The sequence below is a fragment of the Acrocarpospora macrocephala genome (assembly GCF_009687865.1).
GTDB lineage: Bacteria > Actinomycetota > Actinomycetes > Streptosporangiales > Streptosporangiaceae > Acrocarpospora > Acrocarpospora macrocephala.
The window spans coordinates 31,877-51,152 of the sequence record NZ_BLAE01000020.1 but is presented as its reverse complement, the minus strand read 5'-3'; the positions used below and the strand labels follow the sequence as shown (position 1 = coordinate 51,152).

Genomic DNA, 19,276 nt, shown 5'->3' with positions numbered 1-19,276 from the left:
GGCCACTCTGATGTCCGAAGATCGGAAGCTCGTTGAGTACCTGAAGTGGGTCACCGCCGATCTCCACGAGACCCGTCGACGGCTTGAAGAGTTGGAGTCGCACCGGCACGATCCGATCGCGATCGTGTCGATGGCATGCCGCTTTCCCGGCGGAGTCGGCTCGCCTGAGGACTTCTGGCGGTTACTGATCAACGGTGAGGACGCGATCTCCTCCTTCCCGGTCGATCGGGACTGGGATGTGGAGGGCATTTCGGCCATGGGGGTCGGATGCCAGGGCGGGTTCCTGTCCGATGCGGTGGAGTTCGACGCCGGGTTCTTCGGGATCTCGCCGCGTGAGGCAGTGGGGATGGATCCGCAGCAGCGGGTGCTGCTTGAGACGTCGTGGGAGGCGATCGAGCGGGCCGGGATCGACCGGGTCTCGCTGAAGGGCAGCTCCACCGGCGTGTTCGTGGGCACCAACGGCCAGGACTACATGAGCCTGGTCCTGGAAGGCGGGCAGGGCGACAGCGTCACCGGAACGGTGGCCAGTGTGCTGTCCGGACGCCTGTCCTACACGCTGGGCCTGGAGGGCCCGGCGATGACGGTGGACACGGCCTGTTCCTCGTCGCTGGTGGCGATTCACCTCGCGGCGCAGGCGCTGCGGTCGGGTGAGTGCTCGCTGGCGCTGGCCTGCGGGGTGACCGTGATGGCGTCGCCGCTGGTGTTCCTCGGGTTCAACGCGCAGGGCGCGATGGCGCCCGACGGCCGGTGCAAGGCGTTCGCCGACACCGCGAACGGCACGGGCTGGTCTGAGGGCGTGGGCGTGCTGGTGCTGGAGCGGTTGTCGGACGCCCGCCGCAACGGGCACGAGATCCTCGCCATCGTCCGGGGTTCCGCGGTCAATCAGGATGGCGCGTCCAACGGGTTGACCGCGCCGAACGGTCCTTCGCAGCGGCGGGTGATCCGCAAGGCGCTGGCCGTCGCGGGACTGAGTCCCGCTGACGTGGACGCGGTCGAGGCGCATGGCACCGGGACGACGCTGGGTGACCCGATCGAGGCCCAGGCGCTGCTGGCCACGTACGGCAAGGACCGGCCAGAGGGGCAGCCGCTCCTGCTCGGGGCGGTCAAGTCGAACATCGGTCACACGCAGGCCGCGGCGGGTGTGGCCAGCGTGATCAAGACGATCCTGGCTCTCCGGCATGGGGTGCTGCCCAAGACGCTGCATGTGGACGAGCGATCTTCGCGGGTGGACTGGGACTCGGGCGCGGTCGAACTGCTGACGGAGCCGGTGGAGTGGCCGCAGACGGGCCGTCCGCGCCGGGCGGGTGTGTCGTCGTTCGGGATGAGCGGCACGAATGTGCACATGATCTTGGAGCAGGCGCCGGAGGCGCCGCAGGCCGAGCCGGACGTGGCGGACCCGGCGCCGGTGGCGGGTGTGCTGCCGTGCGTGATCTCGGGCAGATCCGATGAGGCGTTGCGGGCGCAGGCCGGCCGTCTGGCCGAGTATGTGGAGGCGGCGGACGATCTGCGGCTGGTCGATGTGGCGTTCTCGCTGGCCACAATGCGGTCGATGTTCGAGCGCCGCGCGGTGGTGGTCGGGCGTGATCGCGAGGAGTTGCTGGCTGGTCTCGGTCCGCTGAGCACGGACGACGCCGGAGCCTCCCTGCGTGGTGGCGTGATCGCAGTGGGGTCGGCGGCTCGGGTGGTCACGGGTGTGGCCGACGTCGTCGGGAAGTCGGTGTGGGTGTTCCCGGGTCAGGGAGCCCAGTGGGCAGGCATGGGTGCTGCCCTCCTTGAGGAGTCGCCGGTCTTCGCGGGCCGGATGGCGGAGTGCGCGGCGGTGCTGGAGCCGTTCGTGGAGTGGTCACTGCTGGACGTGATCCGCCAGGCCGAGGACGCTCCGTCGCTGGATCGGGTGGATGTGGTCCAGCCGGTGTCGTTCGCGGTGATGGTCTCCTTGGCGGCGGTATGGGAATCGCTGGAAGCCCGTCCCGACGCCGTGGTCGGCCACTCTCAGGGCGAGATCGCGGCCGCGGTGGTCGCGGGTGGCCTGTCGTTGCAGGACGGCGCCCGGGTGGTGGCGTTGCGCAGCCGCCTGATCGCCGACCGGCTGGCGGGGCTCGGGGCGATGGCGTCGGTGGCGTTGCCGGTCGAGCAGGTGCGTGAGCGGCTGTCGTCCTGGGACGGCCGGGTGTCGGTCGCGGCCATCAACGGCCCTCGCTCAGTGGTGGTGGCCGGTGAACTGCACGCCGTCGAGGAGCTGGTGGAGCACCTGACCGAGGACGGGGTGCGGGTCCGCCGGATCGCGGTGGATTACGCCTCGCATTCGGCTCAGGTCGATCTGATCGGTGCGGAACTGGCCCAGGTCCTGACCGGGGTGGTGCCGCAGCAGGTGCGGGTGCCGATGCTGTCGACGGTGACCGGCCGGTGGCTGGAGGGGCCGGAACTCGACGCGGCGTACTGGTGTGACAACCTGCGCAACACGGTCAACTTCGCCCCGGCGATCGGGCAGCTGCTGGAGCAGCGGTATCGGGCGTTTGTCGAGGTGAGCTCGCATCCGGTGCTGACGATCGGCATCGGCGAATGCGTGGATGAAGCCGCGGTGGACGCGGTGATCGCCGGGACGCTGCGCCGGGACGAGGGCGGGCTGGACCGGGTTCTGGTCTCGGCAGCCGAGCTGTTCGTGCGCGGCGTGACGGTGGACTGGCAGGCCGTGCTGACCGGTGGACGCCGGGTGGACCTGCCGACCTACGCCTTTCAGCACCGCCGGTACTGGCTTGAGAGCGCCGGTGCCGGTGCGGGGGACGTGGCGGCGGCGGGTCTGGCCGCGACGGATCATCCGCTGCTTGGTGCCGCGGTCGGGTTGGCCGATTCCGACGGAGTGGTGCTGACCGGGCGTATCTCGCTGCGAACGCAGCCGTGGCTGGCTGATCATACGGTGGCGGGGATGGTGTTCTTCCCGGGCACCGGATTCTTGGAGCTGGCGGTCCGTGCGGGTGACCAGGTCGGATGTGGCCTGGTCGAGGAGCTGACCCTGGCCGCGCCGCTGGTGCTGGGTAAGGATGACGCGGTCGCGGTCCAGGTCGCGGTAGGCGCCCCGGAGGAGACCGGCCGCCGGACCCTGAGTGTCTACTCCCGGCCGGCGCAGGCCGGTGACGAGGCGCAGTGGGTGCGGCACGCCACCGGGACGCTCGCCACGGACGCTCAGGCCGCCGCGCACTTCGATACGGCGGCGTGGCCCCCGGCCGGCGCGACCGCGATCGAGCTGGACGGGCTGTACGAAGAGCTGGCAGCGGGAGGGCTGGGGTACGGCCCGGTGTTCCAGGGCCTGCGGGGGGCCTGGCGTGGCACCGGTGGTGAGGTCTTCGCCGAGGTCGCGTTGCCGGAGCAGGCGCAGTCGGATGCCGGTGCGTTCGGGGTGCATCCCGCGTTGCTGGACGCTGCCCTGCACGCGATCGCGTTCGCCGGGCTGGACACCGCGGCGGGTACGCGGCTGCCCTTCTCCTGGCAGGAGGTGACCCTGTACGCCACCGGAGCGGCACTGCTGCGCGTCCGCCTGGCCAAGGTGGGCGACGACGCCGTGTCGGTGAGCGCGGTGGACGCCGCCGGAGAGCCGGTGCTCTCCGCGCGGTCGCTGGTGTCGCGGCCAGTCTCGGCCGACCAGCTCGCCGCCGCCGGCAGTGGTCCGGGGGCGGAGCGGGAGGCGTTGTTCGGGCTGGAATGGGTGCCGGCTCACGCGCCGGTGTCCGATGCCGGGCTGGATGTGGCTGAGCTCACCGCAGAGGTTCTCGCTGACTTGGCGCTGCTGGAGGTGGTGCCGGATGTGCTGACTCTCCGTGTCAGCTCGTCGGAGACGGCCGGCACCGTGGAGTCGACGCACGAGCTGGTCGCTCAGGTCCTGGGGCTGTTGCGGCGGTGGCTGGCCGATGAGCGGTTCGAGGCTTCGCGGCTGGTGTTCGTCACTCGTGGTGCGGTGGCGGCGGGGGAGGGCGAGGCGGTCGCCGATCTGGCGGCTGCTGCGGTGTGGGGTCTGGTGCGGTCGGCGCAGTGGGAGAACCCGGGCCGGTTCCTGCTGGTCGATGTCGACGGTGAGCTGTCTGCACCGGTACTGGCCGGGGTGCTGGTCTCGGGTGAGCCGCAGGTGGCGGTGCGCGAGGGTGGAGTACGGGTTCCCCGTCTGGCGCGGGTGGCACCCGCGGAAGAGGTCGAGCGGCCGTGGGATCCCAACGGGACGGTGCTGATCACCGGTGGCACCGGTGGTCTGGGCGGTCATCTGGCCCGGCATCTGGTGGCCGAGCGTGGCGTACGGCATCTGCTGCTGACCAGCCGCCGGGGTTTGGCGGCTCCGGGTGCGGTGGAGTTGCAGGCCGAGTTGATCGCGCACGGTGTCGAGGCCACGGTCGCGGCGTGTGACATGGCCGACCGGGATCAGGTGGCGGCTCTGCTGGCCGGCGTGGATGCCGCTCATCCGCTGACCGCGGTCGTTCACACCGCCGGTGTGCTGGATGACGGCACGATTCCCTCGCTGACGCCGGAGCGCCTGGAGTCGGTGCTGCGGCCGAAGGTGGACGCCGCCTGGCACCTGCACGAGCTGACCCAGGGCCTGGACCTCGCGGCGTTCGTACTGTTCTCCTCGCTCGCGGGTGTTATGGGCGCGGCTGGGCAGGCCAACTATGCCGCCGCGAACACGTTCTTGGACGCGCTGGCCGAGTCGCGTCATGCCGAGGGGCTGCCCGCGCTGTCGCTGGTGTGGGGTCCCTGGACTCAGGACACCGGCTTGACCGGCACGCTGAGCGATGTCGACATGCGGCGGATCGCCCGGACGGGCATGCCGCCGCTGTCGGTGGAACAGGGCTTGGCGCTGTTCGACGCGGCCTGCCTGGTGACGCGGCCGGTGGTGATCCCGCTCCGGTTGGAACTGGCGGTGCTGCGCGCCTTCGGCGAGGTCTCTCCGTTGTTCCGGGGGCTGGTGCGGGGCGGTCGGCGGTCGGCGGCGTCCGGTTCGGTGGTGGCGGCGACGTTGCTGAATCGGCTGGCTCCGCTGGGGGCGGCCGAGCGCGCCGAGGTTCTGCTGGATCTGGTGCGCACCGAAGTGGCCATGGTGCTCGGGCACGTCTCGCCGGAGACGGTGGAGGTGCGCCGGGAGTTCCGTGAGCTGGGTTTCGACTCGCTCACCGCGGTGGAGTTGCGTAACCGGTTGAACGCCGCGACCGGGTTGCGGTTGCCGTCCACGCTGGTGTTCGACTATCCGACTCCGGTGGTGCTGGCGGAGTTTCTGCTGAACGAGTTGTCCGGCACCACCGCCGATGTGGTGGTGCCCACGGCGATGGCGCCGGTGACGAGCGATCCGATCGTGATCGTGGGCATGTCGTGCCGCTTTCCGGGCGAGGTCGACTCTCCGGAGGATCTGTGGCGGCTGGTTTGCGAGGGCGGGGACGGGATCGGTGAGTTCCCGACCACACGCGGCTGGGATCTGGGAGCGTTGTACAGCCCGGATCCGGATAACCCGGGCACCAGTTACGTGCGCGACGGTGGCTTCCTGGAGAGCAGCGAGCAGTTCGATCCTGGCTTCTTCGGGATCTCGCCGCGTGAGGCGCTGGCGATGGATCCGCAGCAGCGGCTGCTGCTGGAGGCGTCCTGGGAGGCTTTCGAGCAGGCGGGTATGGACCCGCTCTCTTTGCGGGGCAGCCGGACGGGTGTTTTCGCCGGTGTGATGTATCACGACTACGCGATGACCGCGGAACTCCCGCTGGAGGCGATGGGCTTCATCAGCACGGGTGCCGCGGGAAGCGTCGCGACCGGCCGGATCTCGTACACGCTGGGGTTGGAGGGTCCGGCGGTGACGGTGGACACGGCGTGTTCGTCGTCGCTGGTGGCGATGCACATGGGGGTGCAGGCGCTGCGGTCGGGTGAGTGCGATCTGGCGCTGGCCGGTGGTGTGACGGTGATGGCCTCGCCGGCGGTGTTCATCGGTTTCAGCGCGCAGGGCGGCCTGTCGCCCGATGGCCGGAGCAAGTCTTTCGCTGACGCGGCGGACGGCACCAGCTATTCCGAGGGCGTGGGCATGGTGGTGCTGGAGCGGTTGTCGGACGCTCAGCGCAACGGGCATCAGGTGCTGGCGATCGTGCGTGGGTCGGCGGTCAACCAGGACGGCGCGTCGAACGGGTTGACCGCGCCGAACGGTCCGTCGCAGCAGCGGGTGATCCGCCAGGCCCTGGCTGTCGCTGGGCTATCTCCTGCCGAGGTGGACGCGGTCGAGGCGCACGGTACGGGTACGACGCTGGGTGACCCGATCGAGGCGCAGGCGCTGATGGCGACCTATGGGCAGGATCGGGACGAGGACCGGCCGCTGTTGCTGGGTTCGATCAAGTCGAACATCGGTCACACGCAGGCCGCCGCCGGTGTCGCGGGTGTGATCAAGATGGTCCTGGCCCTCCGGCATGGCGTGCTGCCCAAGACGCTGCATGTCGATGCTCCCTCATCGCATGTGGACTGGTCGGCCGGTGCGGTGGAGCTGCTGACCGAGCCGGCCAGGTGGCCGGAGACCGGCCGTCCGCGCCGGGCGGGTGTGTCGTCGTTCGGGATCAGTGGCACCAACGCGCACGTGATCTTGGAGCAGGGGCCGGAGGCTTCTGTATCGGAGTCGGAGGAACAGGCGCCGGGTGCGGTGCCGTGGGTGATCTCGGCGAAGACTCCGGAGGCGTTGCGTGGTCAGGCCCGTCGTCTGGCGACGCAGGTGGAGGCGGCCGACCTGGACCCGGTGGATGTCGGGTCCTCGCTGGTGGTGTCGCGGTCGGTGTTCGAGCACCGTGCGGTGGTGGTCGGGCGGGATCGTGGCGGGTTGCTGGCGGGTGTGGGTGCGCTGAGCGCAGGTGAGCCGGCGGCTCACGTTGTCTCGGGCGTGGCCGATGTCGCAGGGAAGTCGGCGTGGGTGTTCCCAGGCCAGGGAGCGCAGTGGGCGGGTATGGGCGGGCGGCTGCTTGAGGAGTCGCCGGTCTTCGCGGGTCGGATGGCGGAGTGTGCGGCGGCGTTGGAGCCGTTGGTGGAGTGGTCGCTGCTGGACGTGATCCGGCAGACCGAGGGTGCTCCGTCGCTGGATCGGGTGGATGTGGTCCAGCCGGTGTCGTTCGCGGTGATGGTGTCGCTGGCGGCGGTGTGGGAGTCGCTAGGGGTCCGTCCCGGCGCGGTGGTCGGCCACTCTCAGGGTGAGATCGCGGCTGCGGTGGTCGCGGGTGGTCTGTCGTTGCAGGACGGCGCCCGGATAGTGGCGCTGCGCAGCCGCCTGATCGCCGACCGGCTGGCCGGGCTCGGGGCGATGGCCTCGGTGGCGTTGCCGGTCGAGCAGGTCCGTGAACGGCTGGCCGTCTGGGACAGACGGATCTCGGTCGCGGCGATCAACGGCCCGAATTCGGTGGTGGTGGCCGGTGAGGTCGCGGCCATTGAGGAACTGGTCGAGCGACTGGCCGGGGATGGGGTGCGGGTTCGCCGTATCGCGGTGGATTATGCGTCGCATTCGGCTCAGGTTGATCTGATCGGTGCGGAGCTGGCCCAGGTCCTGGCGGAGGTGGCTCCGCGTCCGGTGCGGGTGCCGATGCTGTCGACGGTGACCGGCCAGTGGGTGGAAGGGCCGGAACTCGACGCGGGGTATTGGTGTGACAACCTGCGCAACACGGTCAACTTCGCCCCGGCCGTCGGGCAGCTGCTGGAGCAGCGCCACCGCGTGTTCGTGGAGGTGAGTCCCCATCCGGTGCTGACGATCGGCATCGGCGAATGCGTGGACGAGGCCGCAGCAGATGCGGTGATCGCGGGGACGCTGCGCCGGGACGAGGGCGGGCTGGACCGGGTGCTGATCTCGGCCGCAGAGCTGTTCGTGCGCGGCGTGACGGTGGACTGGCAGGCCGTACTGCCAGGCGGTCGCCAGGTGGACCTGCCGACCTATGCCTTCCAGCACCAGCGATTCTGGCCGAACACCAGGCAGAGCGGTGACCCTCGCGTGCTGGGCCTGTCCGCGACGGGTCACCCGCTGCTGGGCGCGGCGATTCCGCTGGCCAACTCCGATGGGGTGGTGCTGACCGGGAGGTTGTCGGTGAGCGCCCAGCCGTGGCTCGCCGATCACATGGTGGCGGGTTCTGTGGTGGTGCCGGGCAGCGTGTTCGTGGAGCTGGCGATCAGGGCGGGTGACCAGGTCGGCTGCGACTTGGTGGCGGAGTTGGCGCTGGCCGCGCCGCTGGCCCTCGTCGAACACGAGGCGGTAGTGGTGCAGGTCTCGGTGGACGCACCACAAGAGGGCCGCCGGAGCCTGAGTGTGCACACACGTTCGGCGGACGCGGCCGATGAGGGACAGTGGGTGCTGCGCGCCACCGGCACGCTCGCGACCGGTACTCCGAAAGCCGTGCCGTTCGACGCGGCGGTGTGGCCTCCGGCCGGCGCGACCGCGATCGAGCTGGAGGGGCTGTACGAGGAACTGGCGAAGGAGAGCTTCGCCTACGGTCCGGCGTTCCAGGGCCTGCGGGCAGCCTGGCAGGGTGCTGACGGCGAGGTGTTCGCCGAGCTGAGTCTGCCGGAGCAGGCAGGAGACGCGGCTTCGTTCGGGTTGCACCCGGCGCTGCTGGACGCGGCGTCGCATGCGGCGCCGTTCGCCGGGCTGGACGATGCCGAGGGCGTCCAGGCACCGTCGTCCTGGGGCGAGGTGTGCCTGCACGCGAGCGGCGCGTCGATGCTGCGGGTACGGCTGGCTCGGACAGGGGACGACGCGTTCTCCCTGTTCGCGGTGGATGCGGCCGGGGAGCCGGTGGTGTCGGCCCGGTCGGTGGTGATGCGACCGATGGCCACCGAGCACGTGGCCGGCTCCGACCATCGTGGGGCAGGATGGGACTCGCTGTTCGGGGTGGACTGGTCCGTGGCCGACGGTCTGCCGGAAGCCGACCCGGCGCCGGTGACGGTGCTTGACCTGGACCCGCTGGATCTCTCGTCTCTGCTGGAGTCGGGTCCGGTCCCGGGCGTGGTGCTGACGGAGCTGGTCTCGGATCCGGCGGCCGGGGTGGTGGAGTCGGCGCATGAGCTGACCGCCCGGGTTCTGGATCTGCTGCAACGGTGGCTGGCCGATGAGCGGTTCGCCGATTCGCGGCTGGTGTTCCTCACCCGGGGCGCGGTCGCGGTGCGCGATGGTGACGCGGTCACCGATCTGCCGGCCGCGGCGGCGTGGGGCCTGGTCCGCAGCGCTCAGTCGGAGGACCCTGGCCGGTTCCTGCTGGTCGACGTGGATGATCAGGAGTCTTCGCCGCTCGATGTACTGCCCGGGGTGCTGGCCTCCACCGAGCCGCAGGCGGCGATACGCGAGGGGGAGGTGCTGGTTCCCCGCCTCGCCCGGCTGTCACCGGACGAACACGACGCCCCGGCCTGGAACCCCGAGGGCACCGTGCTGATCACTGGTGGGACCGGTGGTCTGGGCGCGTTGTTCGCGCGGCATGTGGTGGCCGAGCGTGGCGTACGGCATCTGCTGCTGACCAGTCGCCGGGGCTTGGATGCTCCGGGTGCGGTGGAGCTGCAGGCCGAGCTGATCGCGCACGGCGTCGAGGTCACGATCGCGGCGTGCGACATGGCCGACCGGGACGCGGTGGCGGCCCTGCTGGCGCGGGTCCCGGCCGGGCATCCGCTGACCGCGGTGATTCACACCGCCGGTGTGCTGGTCGACGGGACGATCCCGTCGCTGACGCCCGAGCGGCTGGACAGTGTGCTGCGGCCGAAGGTGGACGCGGCCTGGCACCTGCACGAACTCACGCGGAGCAGCGACCTGGCCGGGTTCGTGGTGTTCTCCTCGCTGGCCGGTGTGATGGGCAACGCCGGTCAGGGCAACTACGCGGCGGCCAACGCGTTCCTCGACTCGCTGGTCCAGCTGCGCCGGGCGCAGGGGCTGCCCGGGTCATCGCTGGCCTGGGGCTTGTGGGCGCAGGGGACCGGGATGACCGGGGAGCTCGGGGCGATCAATCTGCAGCGGATGGCGCGGGCGGGCATGCCGGCGCTGTCGGCCGAGCAGGGGCTGGCGGTGTTCGAGGCGGCCACCGCGTCGGCCCGGGCGGCGGTGGTGGCGGCGCGGCTGGATCTGTCGGTGCTGCGCAGGTTCCCTGAGGTGCCGCATCTGATGCGGGGCCTGGTCCGGGCAGGCCGCCGGTCGGCGGTCTCCACCTCGCTGGGCGGGGACGCGGACCTGGTACGGCGGCTGGCGGGACTGGGGGACGCCGAGCGGGTGCGGCTGGTGACGGAGCTGGTGCGGGCTCAGGCGGCGGCGGTGCTCGGGCACGCGTCGGCGGACGCGGTCCAGGCGCGGCGGGAGTTCCGCGAGCTGGGCTTCGACTCCCTCACCGCGGTGGAACTGCGCAACCGGCTCAATGCCGTCACCGGGTTGCGGCTGCCCGCCACCCTCATCTTCGATTGCCCCACCCCCGCGAGCCTCGCTGAATACGTGCTGGCGGAAATCACGCCCGGAGCGAATACCGAGGTGGAGCTGTCACTGCTGGCCGATCTCGACCGGTTCGAAACCGCGTTTTCCGGCAACGCGCTCGACGATCGCGCCCGGAACGGCATCGCGACCCGGCTGCGGCACCTGCTGGCGAAGGTGAGCGAGAGCGGCACGGAAACTAGTGAAACCGCTGTCGCCGGCATGCTCGAATCGGCGAGCACCGAGGAAATCCTCAGTTTCATCGACAACGAACTGGGCCGCTCGAGAGATCTGTGACCCGAGCCCGCGTCTGAATACCGAAGGACCACGCTCATGTCTGAAGACCGGAAGCTCGTCGAGTACCTGAGGTGGGTCACCGCCGATCTGCACGAGACTCGCCGGCGGCTCGAAGAGGTGGAGTCCGGTAGGCATGAGCCGATCGCCATCGTGTCGATGGCGTGCCGCTATCCCGGCGGGGTCGATTCTCCTGAAGATCTGTGGCGGTTGCTGTCCGAGGGTGCGGACGCGATCTCGCCCTTCCCGGCCGATCGGGGCTGGGATGTGGAATTGCTGTCGGCGATGGGCGTCGGGGGCCAGGGCGGGTTCTTGCCTGATGTGGCGGACTTCGACGCCGGGTTCTTCGGGATCTCGCCGCGTGAGGCGCTGGCGATGGATCCGCAGCAGCGGGTGCTGCTGGAGGTGTCGTGGGAGGCGGTCGAGCGGGCCGGGATCGACCCGGGCTCGCTGAAGGGCAGCCAGACCGGCGTGTTCGTGGGCACCAACGGCCAGGACTACGCGAATCTGCTCATGAGCACTCAGGCGGATACGCAGGGCCACGGCCTCACCGGTCTGTCGGCCAGCGTGTTGTCCGGCCGTCTCTCGTACACGCTGGGTCTGGAGGGCCCGGCGGTGACGGTGGACACCGCCTGCTCATCGTCGCTGGTGACGTTGTCCCTTGCGGCGCAGGCGCTGCGCTCGGGTGAGTGCTCGCTGGCACTGGCCGGCGGTATCACGGTGATGACGTCGCCGTTGGCGTTCGTGGGTTTCGAGGGCGGGCTGGCGCCGGACGGTCGCTGCAAGGCGTTCTCCGACTCGGCGGACGGCACCATTTGGTCTGAAGGCGTCGGCGTGCTCGTGCTGGAGCGGCTGTCGGACGCGCGCCGGAACGGGCATCAGGTCCTGGCGGTCGTGCGTGGGTCCGCAGTCAACCAGGATGGCGCGTCGAATGGGTTGACCGCGCCGAATGGTCCTTCGCAGCGGCGGGTGATCCGGCAGGCGCTGCTCAGCGGCGGTTTGTCGCCGTCCGAGGTGGACGCGGTGGAGGCGCACGGCACCGGTACGGCGCTGGGTGATCCGATCGAGGCGCAGGCGCTGCTGGCCACGTACGGCAAGGACCGGCCGGAGGGTCGTCCGCTGTTGCTGGGGGCGATCAAGTCGAACATCGGTCACACGCAGGCGGCCGCGGGTGTCGCCGGTGTGATCAAGATGGTGCTGGCCATGCGGCACGGGGTGCTGCCCAAGACGTTGCATGTGGCTGCGCCGTCTTCGCATGTGGACTGGTCGGCGGGTGCGGTGGAGTTGCTGACCGAGCCGGTGGAGTGGCCGCGGACCGGTCGTCCGCGCCGGGCGGGTGTGTCGTCGTTCGGGATCAGCGGCACCAACGCGCATGTGATCTTGGAGGAGGGGCCGGAGGTTCCGGCCGAACCGGGTGTGGAGGTTCCGGCATCGGGTGTGGTGCCGGTGCTGGTCTCGGCCAGGACGGGTCAGGCGTTGCGGGCGCAGTCCGAGCGGCTGGTCTCGCATGTGCGGGACCGTGGTGAGGTTGCGCTGGCCGATACGGCGTTCGCGCTGGCTGCGTCGCGGTCGGTGTTCGAGCATCGTGCGGTGGTGCTGGCCGGGGACCGTGATGGTCTGCTGGCCGGGCTGGGGGCGCTGGCGGAGGACCGGCCGGGTGCGGGTGTGGTGCGCGGCGTGGCCGCGACGGAGCCGCAACTGGCGGTGTTGTTCACCGGTCAGGGCAGTCAGCGCGCGGGCATGGGCCGGGAGTTGTACGACCGTTTCCCGGTGTTCGCGCAGGCGTTGGATGAGGTGATCGCTGAGCTGGACCCGCTGCTCGACAGGCCGTTGCGCGACGTCATATTCGCCGAGGCGGGGTTGCTGGACCAGACGGGGTGGGCGCAGCCGGCGTTGTTCGCGCTGGAGACGGCGTTGTTCCGGTTGGTGGAGTCGTGGGGTGTGCGGCCGGATGTGCTGGCGGGTCATTCGATCGGGGAGATCACGGCGGCGCATGTGGCCGGGGTGCTGTCGCTGGCGGATGCGTGTGCGCTGGTGGCGGCCCGGGCGCGGTTGATGCAGGCGTTGCCGCCCGGTGGGGCGATGGTCGCGGTGCGGGCGTCGGAGGATCAGATCGCCGATCTGCTGGCCGGGCGTGAAAAGGAGGTGTCGATCGCCGCGGTCAACGGTCCTGCCTCGCTGGTGCTCTCCGGTGTCGAGGAGGCGGTGCTTGAGGTGGCCGCCGCGCTGGAATCCCAGGGGGTCAGGACGCGGCGGTTGCGGGTGTCGCACGCGTTCCACTCGCCGCTGATGGACCCGATGCTGGCGGACTTCCGCACGGTGGCCGGCAGGCTCGCCTACAACCCGCCGCAGATCCCCATCGTCTCCACCCTGACCGGGGAACCGGCCACGACCGAGCGACTGTGCTCGCCGGATTACTGGGTGGATCAGGTCCGTGGCTCGGTCCGCTTCGCCGACGGGATGCGCACCCTTCACGTGCAGGGCGTACGGGCCTATCTGGAGCTGGGCCCCGACGGCGTCCTGACCGCCATGGCCCAGGACACGCTGGCTGACCTGGAATCAGACGTCGCGCTGGTGCCGCTGCTGCGCAGGGACCGGGACGAGCACGAGGCCGCCACCGAGGCGCTGGCTCGTCTGCACGTGTACGGGGTGCCGGTGAACTGGGAGAAGGTGCTCCCGCGCGGCCGCAGGGTCGGCCTGCCCACGTACGCCTTCCAGCGCCAGCGGTTCTGGCCCGAGGCCGCCGCCCCCGCCGACGGCGCCGCCGTGGCCGATCCGGTGGACGCGGAGTTCTGGGCCACCATCGAGCGTGAGGATCTTCAGTCCCTGGCGGCGCGGCTGGATGTGGAGCAGGAGACGCTCGGTGCGGTGTTGCCGGCGTTGACGTCCTGGCGCCGGGCCCAGCGTGAGACGTCCGTCGCGGACTCCTGGCGTTACCGCGTCAGCTGGAAGCCGCTGACCAGCGTCTCGGCCGCTGCCGACCCTGGCAGCTGGCTCGTCGTCGTGCCCGCCGAACTGGCGGGCGACGTCTGGGTGGAGTCCGTGGTCCAGATGTTCGGCGCGGCGGCCGTACGGCTGGATGTGTCCGGCCAGGACCGGGCCGCGCTCGCGGAGCGACTGCGCGAGAGCCTCGATGCGGAACCGGCCGGGGTGGTGTCGCTGCTGGCGCTGCGTGAGACCACGGAGGTCTCCGCGGGTTCGGCGCTGACGGTGACCTTGGTGCAGGCGCTTGGTGATGCCGGTGTCGAGGCGCCGCTGTGGTGTGTCACGAAGGGCGCGGTCTCGATCGGCCGGTCCGACCAGGCGCCGAGCCCGGCTCAGGCGGGCGTGTGGGGCCTTGGCCGGGTGGCCGCGCTGGAGTACTCGCAGCGGTGGGGCGGCCTGATCGACCTTCCCCAGACGCTGGACCAGCGGGTGGTGACCTGGCTGGCGGGCATCCTCACCGCCCCCGATGCCGAGGATCAGGTGGCGATCCGCTCGACCGGCGTGTACGGCCGCAGACTGGCCCATGCTCCCTACCGGGGCACCGACGCCATGCCGCGACCGCACGGCACGGTCTTGATCACCGGTGGCACGGGTGCGCTCGGTGGTCACGTGGCCCGGTGGCTGGCCGCCCAGGGCGCCGAACATCTCTTGCTGACCAGCAGGCGGGGCCTGGCGGCCGACGGCGCAGCCGAGTTGCGCGAGGAGCTGACCGCGCTGGGCGCCCGGGTGAGCATCGTGGCGTGCGACGTGGCCGATGCGGACGACCTCGCGGCCGTGCTGGCCGACGTCCCAGCCGAGTGCCCGCTGACCGGGGTGGTCCATGCCGCCGGTATCAGCCCGGCGAACGGCCTGGACGGGCTTGACGCCGCCGAGCTGGCCGAGGTGATGCGGGCGAAGGTCGTCGGCGCGCTGAACCTCGACGAGTTGCTGGGTGACCTCGAGCTCGACTTCTTCGTGCTGTTCTCCTCGATCGCCGCGGTGTGGGGCAGCGGCGGCCAGGCCGCGTACGCCGCCGCCAACGCCTGTCTCGACGCCCTCGCCGAACAGCGGCGGGCGCGCGCGGCCGTGGCGACCTCGGTCGCGTGGGGCCCCTGGGCCGGGGACGGCATGGCCGCCGGCGCGGCACAGGACTACCTTTCCCGGCGTGGCGTGCGGGTGATGACGCCGGGCGTGGCCGTCACCGCGCTGTGGCGGGCGGTCGCGCACCGCGACGCGGCCGTCGCGGTCGCGGACATCGCCTGGGAGCGGTTCGCCCCGACGTTCACGGCCGTACGGGAGAGCGCTCTGCTCGGCGATCTGCCGGAAGTGCGGAGTCTGGTCGAGGCGGGTCGTGCCATCCGGGAAGGCGAGCAGTCGGCGGCCTCCGCCCTGCGGGCACGACTGCGTGAGCTGGCGGCGGGCGAGCGGTCGCAGGTCCTGCGTGACATGGTCCGCGAGCAGGTCGCCGTGGTGCTGCGGCATTCCGGCGCGGATGCGATCGAGACCGGACGGGCTTTCAAGGACCTGGGGTTCGACTCGCTGACCGCGGTCGAGCTCCGCAACGCGCTCCAGGCCGCGACCGGTTTGAACCTGCCGGCCACGATGGTCTTCGACTACCCGACGCCGGCCGTACTGGCGGACCACCTGCTGGCGGAGCTGCTGGGCGGGCAGGCACAGGTGGCGGCGCCGTCGGCGGTGGTGCCGGTGGCGGACGATCCGATCGTGATCGTGTCGATGGCCTGCCGCTATCCGGGGGGAGTGAACTCTCCGGAGGATCTGTGGCGGCTGGTCGCCGAAGGCCGGGACGCCATCTCCCCGGTGCCCCGGGACCGGGGCTGGCAGGCACAAGGCGAGCTGGACTTCCAGGGCGGTTTCCTCGCTGACGCGACCGAATTCGATCCGGGGTTCTTCGGGATTTCGCCGCGTGAGGCGCTGGCGATGGATCCGCAGCAGCGGCTCCTGCTGGAGGCGTCCTGGGAGGCGATCGAGCGGGCGGGGATCGACCCGGTCTCGTTGCGCGGCAGCCGTACCGGTGTGTACGCCGGGCTGATCCACCACGACTACGTGATGAGCCTCGGCCTCCAGCCGGAGGTGATGGCCTTCGCCAGCACCGGTACCGCGGGAAGCGTCGTGACCGGTCGGATCTCGTACACGCTGGGTCTTGAGGGCCCGGCGGTGACGGTGGACACCTCGTGTTCTTCGTCGCTGGTGGCGATGCACCTCGCGGCGCAGGCGCTGCGCTCGGGTGAGTGCTCGCTGGCGCTGGCCGGTGGTGTGACCGTGATGGCCACCCCGGGGGTGTTCATCGGCTTCAGCGCGCAGGGTGGGCTGTCGGCGACCGGCCGGTGCAAGGCGTTCGCCGACAGCGCCGACGGCACGACCTGGTCCGAGGGCGTGGGTGTGGTGGTGCTGGAGCGGTTGTCGGACGCTCGGCGCAACGGGCATCAGGTCCTGGCGATCATGCGCGGTTCGGCGATCAATCAGGACGGCGCGTCGAACGGACTGACCGCGCCGAACGGTCCTTCGCAGCAGCGGGTGATCCGGCAGGCGCTGGCCGGTGCCGGTTTGTCGGCGGCCGAGGTGGACGCGGTGGAGGCGCACGGCACGGGAACCACGCTGGGTGATCCGATCGAGGCGCAGGCGCTGCTGGCCACGTACGGCAAGGACCGGCCGGAGGGTCGTCCGCTGTTGCTGGGGGCGATCAAGTCGAACATCGGTCACACCCAGGCGGCCGCGGGTGTCGCCGGTGTGATCAAGATGGTGCTGGCCATGCGCCATGGGCTGCTGCCCAAGACGCTGCATGTCGATACTCCGTCCTCGCATGTGGACTGGTCGGCGGGTGCGGTGGAGCTGCTGACCGAGCCGGCGGAGTGGCCGCGGACCGGTCGTCCGCGCCGGGCGGGTGTGTCGTCGTTCGGGATCAGCGGCACCAACGCGCATGTGATCTTGGAGGAAGGGCCGGAGGTTCCGGCCGAACCGGGCGCGGAGGTTCCGGCATCGGGTGTGGTGCCGGTGCTGGTCTCGGCCAGGACGGGTCAGGCGTTGCGGGCGCAGGCCGAGCGGCTGGCCTCGCATGTGGATGGCCGTCGTGAGGTGGCGCTGGCCGATACGGCGATCTCGCTGGCTGCGTCGCGGTCGGTGTTCGAGCATCGCGCGGTGGTGCTGGCCGCCGATCACGATGGTGCGCTTGCGGGGCTGGGCGCGCTGGCGGAGGACCTGCCGGGTGCGGGTGTGGTGCGCGGGGTGGCCGGTGCGGAGCCCCGGCTCGCGTTCCTGTTCACTGGCCAGGGGAGTCAGCGGGCGGGGATGGGCCGGGAGCTGTACGACCGGTTCCCGGTGTTCGCCCAGGCGCTGGATGCGGTGATCGCGGAGCTGGACCCCCTGCTCGACGGGCCGTTGCGCGACGTCTTGTTCGCCGAGGCGGAGTTGCTGGATCAGACGGGGTGGGCGCAGCCGGCGCTGTTCGCGCTGGAGACCGCCCTGTTCCGGCTGGTGGAGTCGTGGGGTGTGCGGCCGGATGTGCTGGCCGGTCATTCGATCGGGGAGATCACGGCGGCGCACGTGGCCGGGGTGTTGTCGCTGAGCGATGCGTGTGCGCTGGTGGCGGCCCGGGCGCGGTTGATGCAGGCGCTCCCCGCGGGTGGGGCGATGGTGGCGGTGCAGGCTTCCGAGGAGGAGGTCGCCGAGTTGCTGGCCGGACGTGAGAACGAGGTGTCGATCGCCGCCGTCAATTCTCCGGTATCGGTGGTGATCTCCGGAATGGAGGAGCCGGTCCTTGAGTTGACGGCCGTGTTGGCGGAGCGCGGGGCGCGGACGAAGCGGTTGCGGGTGTCGCACGCGTTCCATTCGCCGCTGATGGACCCGATGCTGGCGGACTTCCGCACGCTGGCGAACAGGCTCCCCTACAACCCACCGCGGATCCCCATCGTGTCCACCCTGACCGGAGAAGCAGCGACGCCCGAGCAACTGTGTTCGCCGGACTACTGGGTGAAGCAGGTGCGTGAAGCGGTCCGGTTCTCCGACGGGATTCGTGCCCTGCGCGCTCAGGGTGTGCGGGCCTATCTGGAGCTGGGCCCCGACGGCGTCCTGACCGCCATGGCCAGGGAAAGCCTTGCCACGATCGCCGGCTCGGACGCGCCGGTCTCGGTGCAGGTGCCGGTGATGCGTAAGGACCGGGACGAACACACTGCGGCGATGACGGCGCTGGCCGAGTTGCACGTGCACGGGGTGCCGGTCGACTGGCGGGCGGTGCTGCCGGGCGGGCACCGGGTCGATCTGCCGACCTATGCCTTCCAGCACCAGAGGTACTGGCCTGAGAACGCCGACTCCGGTATGGGCGACGTGGCGGCGCTGGGGCGGGCCGCGACGTACCATCCGCTGCTCGGTGCGGCGACACCCGAGGCCGACCCGGTAGGGGAGCGGTTGCGCGGGCTTGGCGAAGCCCAGCAGGACGAGGTGCTGGAGGAACTGGTGCGGCGTCATGCGGCTGCCGTTCTCGGCCACAGCGACTCGTCGGCCGTCGATCTCGAACGTGATTTTTTCGAGCTGGGCCTCGACTCGTTCACCGCGACCGAATTGCGTAACTCCCTGGTCAAGGCGATTGGTTGGGAATTCCCGCTGATGGCGGTGTTCGAGAACACCAATTCCGCTGGTCTCGGCCGTTGGCTGCGGCATGAGTTCGGCACCCGGATGAATGCCGGCCAGGCGACTGCGGTGGCCCAGGTGGACGACACCGTGGCGGAGTTGTTCCGCGGCGCCTTCCGTTCCGGCAAAGCGCAGGAGGCGTTGGGACTGCTGTATGCCGTGGCGCGGACCCGGCCCATGTACGACGCACCCGTCGACCTGCGGGAGATCCCTCGACCGGTGACGCTGGCCAATGGCGCGGCTCGGCCGCGCTTGATCTGCGTGAGTTCTTCCACGGTGACCGGCGGCGTTCATCAGTATGCGCGGTTCGCCGCGCACTTCCGGGGGGAAAGACACGTCTCGGCGCTTCCCCTGCTGGGCTACGCCGTCGGTGAGGGCCTGCCCGCCACGATGGACATCGCCCTCGGGAGCATCGCGGAAAGCATCGCGCAGGCCAGTGCGGGGGAACCGTTCGTGCTCGTCGGTCATTCGGCCGGCGGCATTCTCGCTTACGGCGCGGCGAGTGTCCTGGAGAAGTCGGGGATCTCCCCGGCGGGGGTGGTGATGCTGGACTCCTTCCATTCCCCGGCAGGTGGCGATTCGCAGCTGCTGTCCGAGCAGATGCTGCAGTACATCCTGCAGATGGAGACGGTTTTCGGCGAGTTCAACAGCGCGCGACTTTCCGCCATGGCGCACTGGGCGGCCATTATGCACGACGTCGAACTGGCGGACGTGAGCGCGCCCGTGCTGTTCGTGCAGTGCACGGAGCCGTTCGCTGACGTCGAACCTGAATCGGATTACTGGCGGGCGACGCCGTTCGACCCGTCGCATGCCGTACGGACGATCGACGCGAACCACTTCTCGATGCTCGCCGACAAGGCGGAGGACACGGCCCGCCTGATCGACGGCTGGTTCCGCCTGGAACACTGAGGGAGTTCTCAGACCAATGGATCGTCCAACTCAGTCCAGTAGAGAACA

At 70.6% G+C, this 19,276-nt stretch carries 2 protein-coding genes; both read left to right on the top strand.

The genetic code is table 11. From position 1 onward, the window contains the following. The first annotated feature begins 10 nt into the window (after window positions 1-10). Window positions 11-10,714, top strand: a complete 10,704-nt coding sequence (locus tag Amac_RS56230) for a type I polyketide synthase (protein ID WP_155355695.1) — start codon at window positions 11-13, stop codon at window positions 10,712-10,714. Window positions 10,715-10,750: 36 nt separating this feature from the next. After that, window positions 10,751-19,228: a type I polyketide synthase gene (locus Amac_RS56225; RefSeq protein WP_155355694.1), complete on the top strand. Its 8,478-nt coding sequence runs from the start codon at window positions 10,751-10,753 to the stop codon at window positions 19,226-19,228. The last annotated feature ends 48 nt before the right edge of the window (window positions 19,229-19,276 follow it).

Coding starts and splice junctions, on each gene's coding strand:
- Amac_RS56230 (WP_155355695.1), top strand. CDS start 11: ATGTCCGAAGATCGGAAGCTCGTTGAGTACCTGAAGTGGGTCACCGCC.
- Amac_RS56225 (WP_155355694.1), top strand. CDS start 10,751: ATGTCTGAAGACCGGAAGCTCGTCGAGTACCTGAGGTGGGTCACCGCC.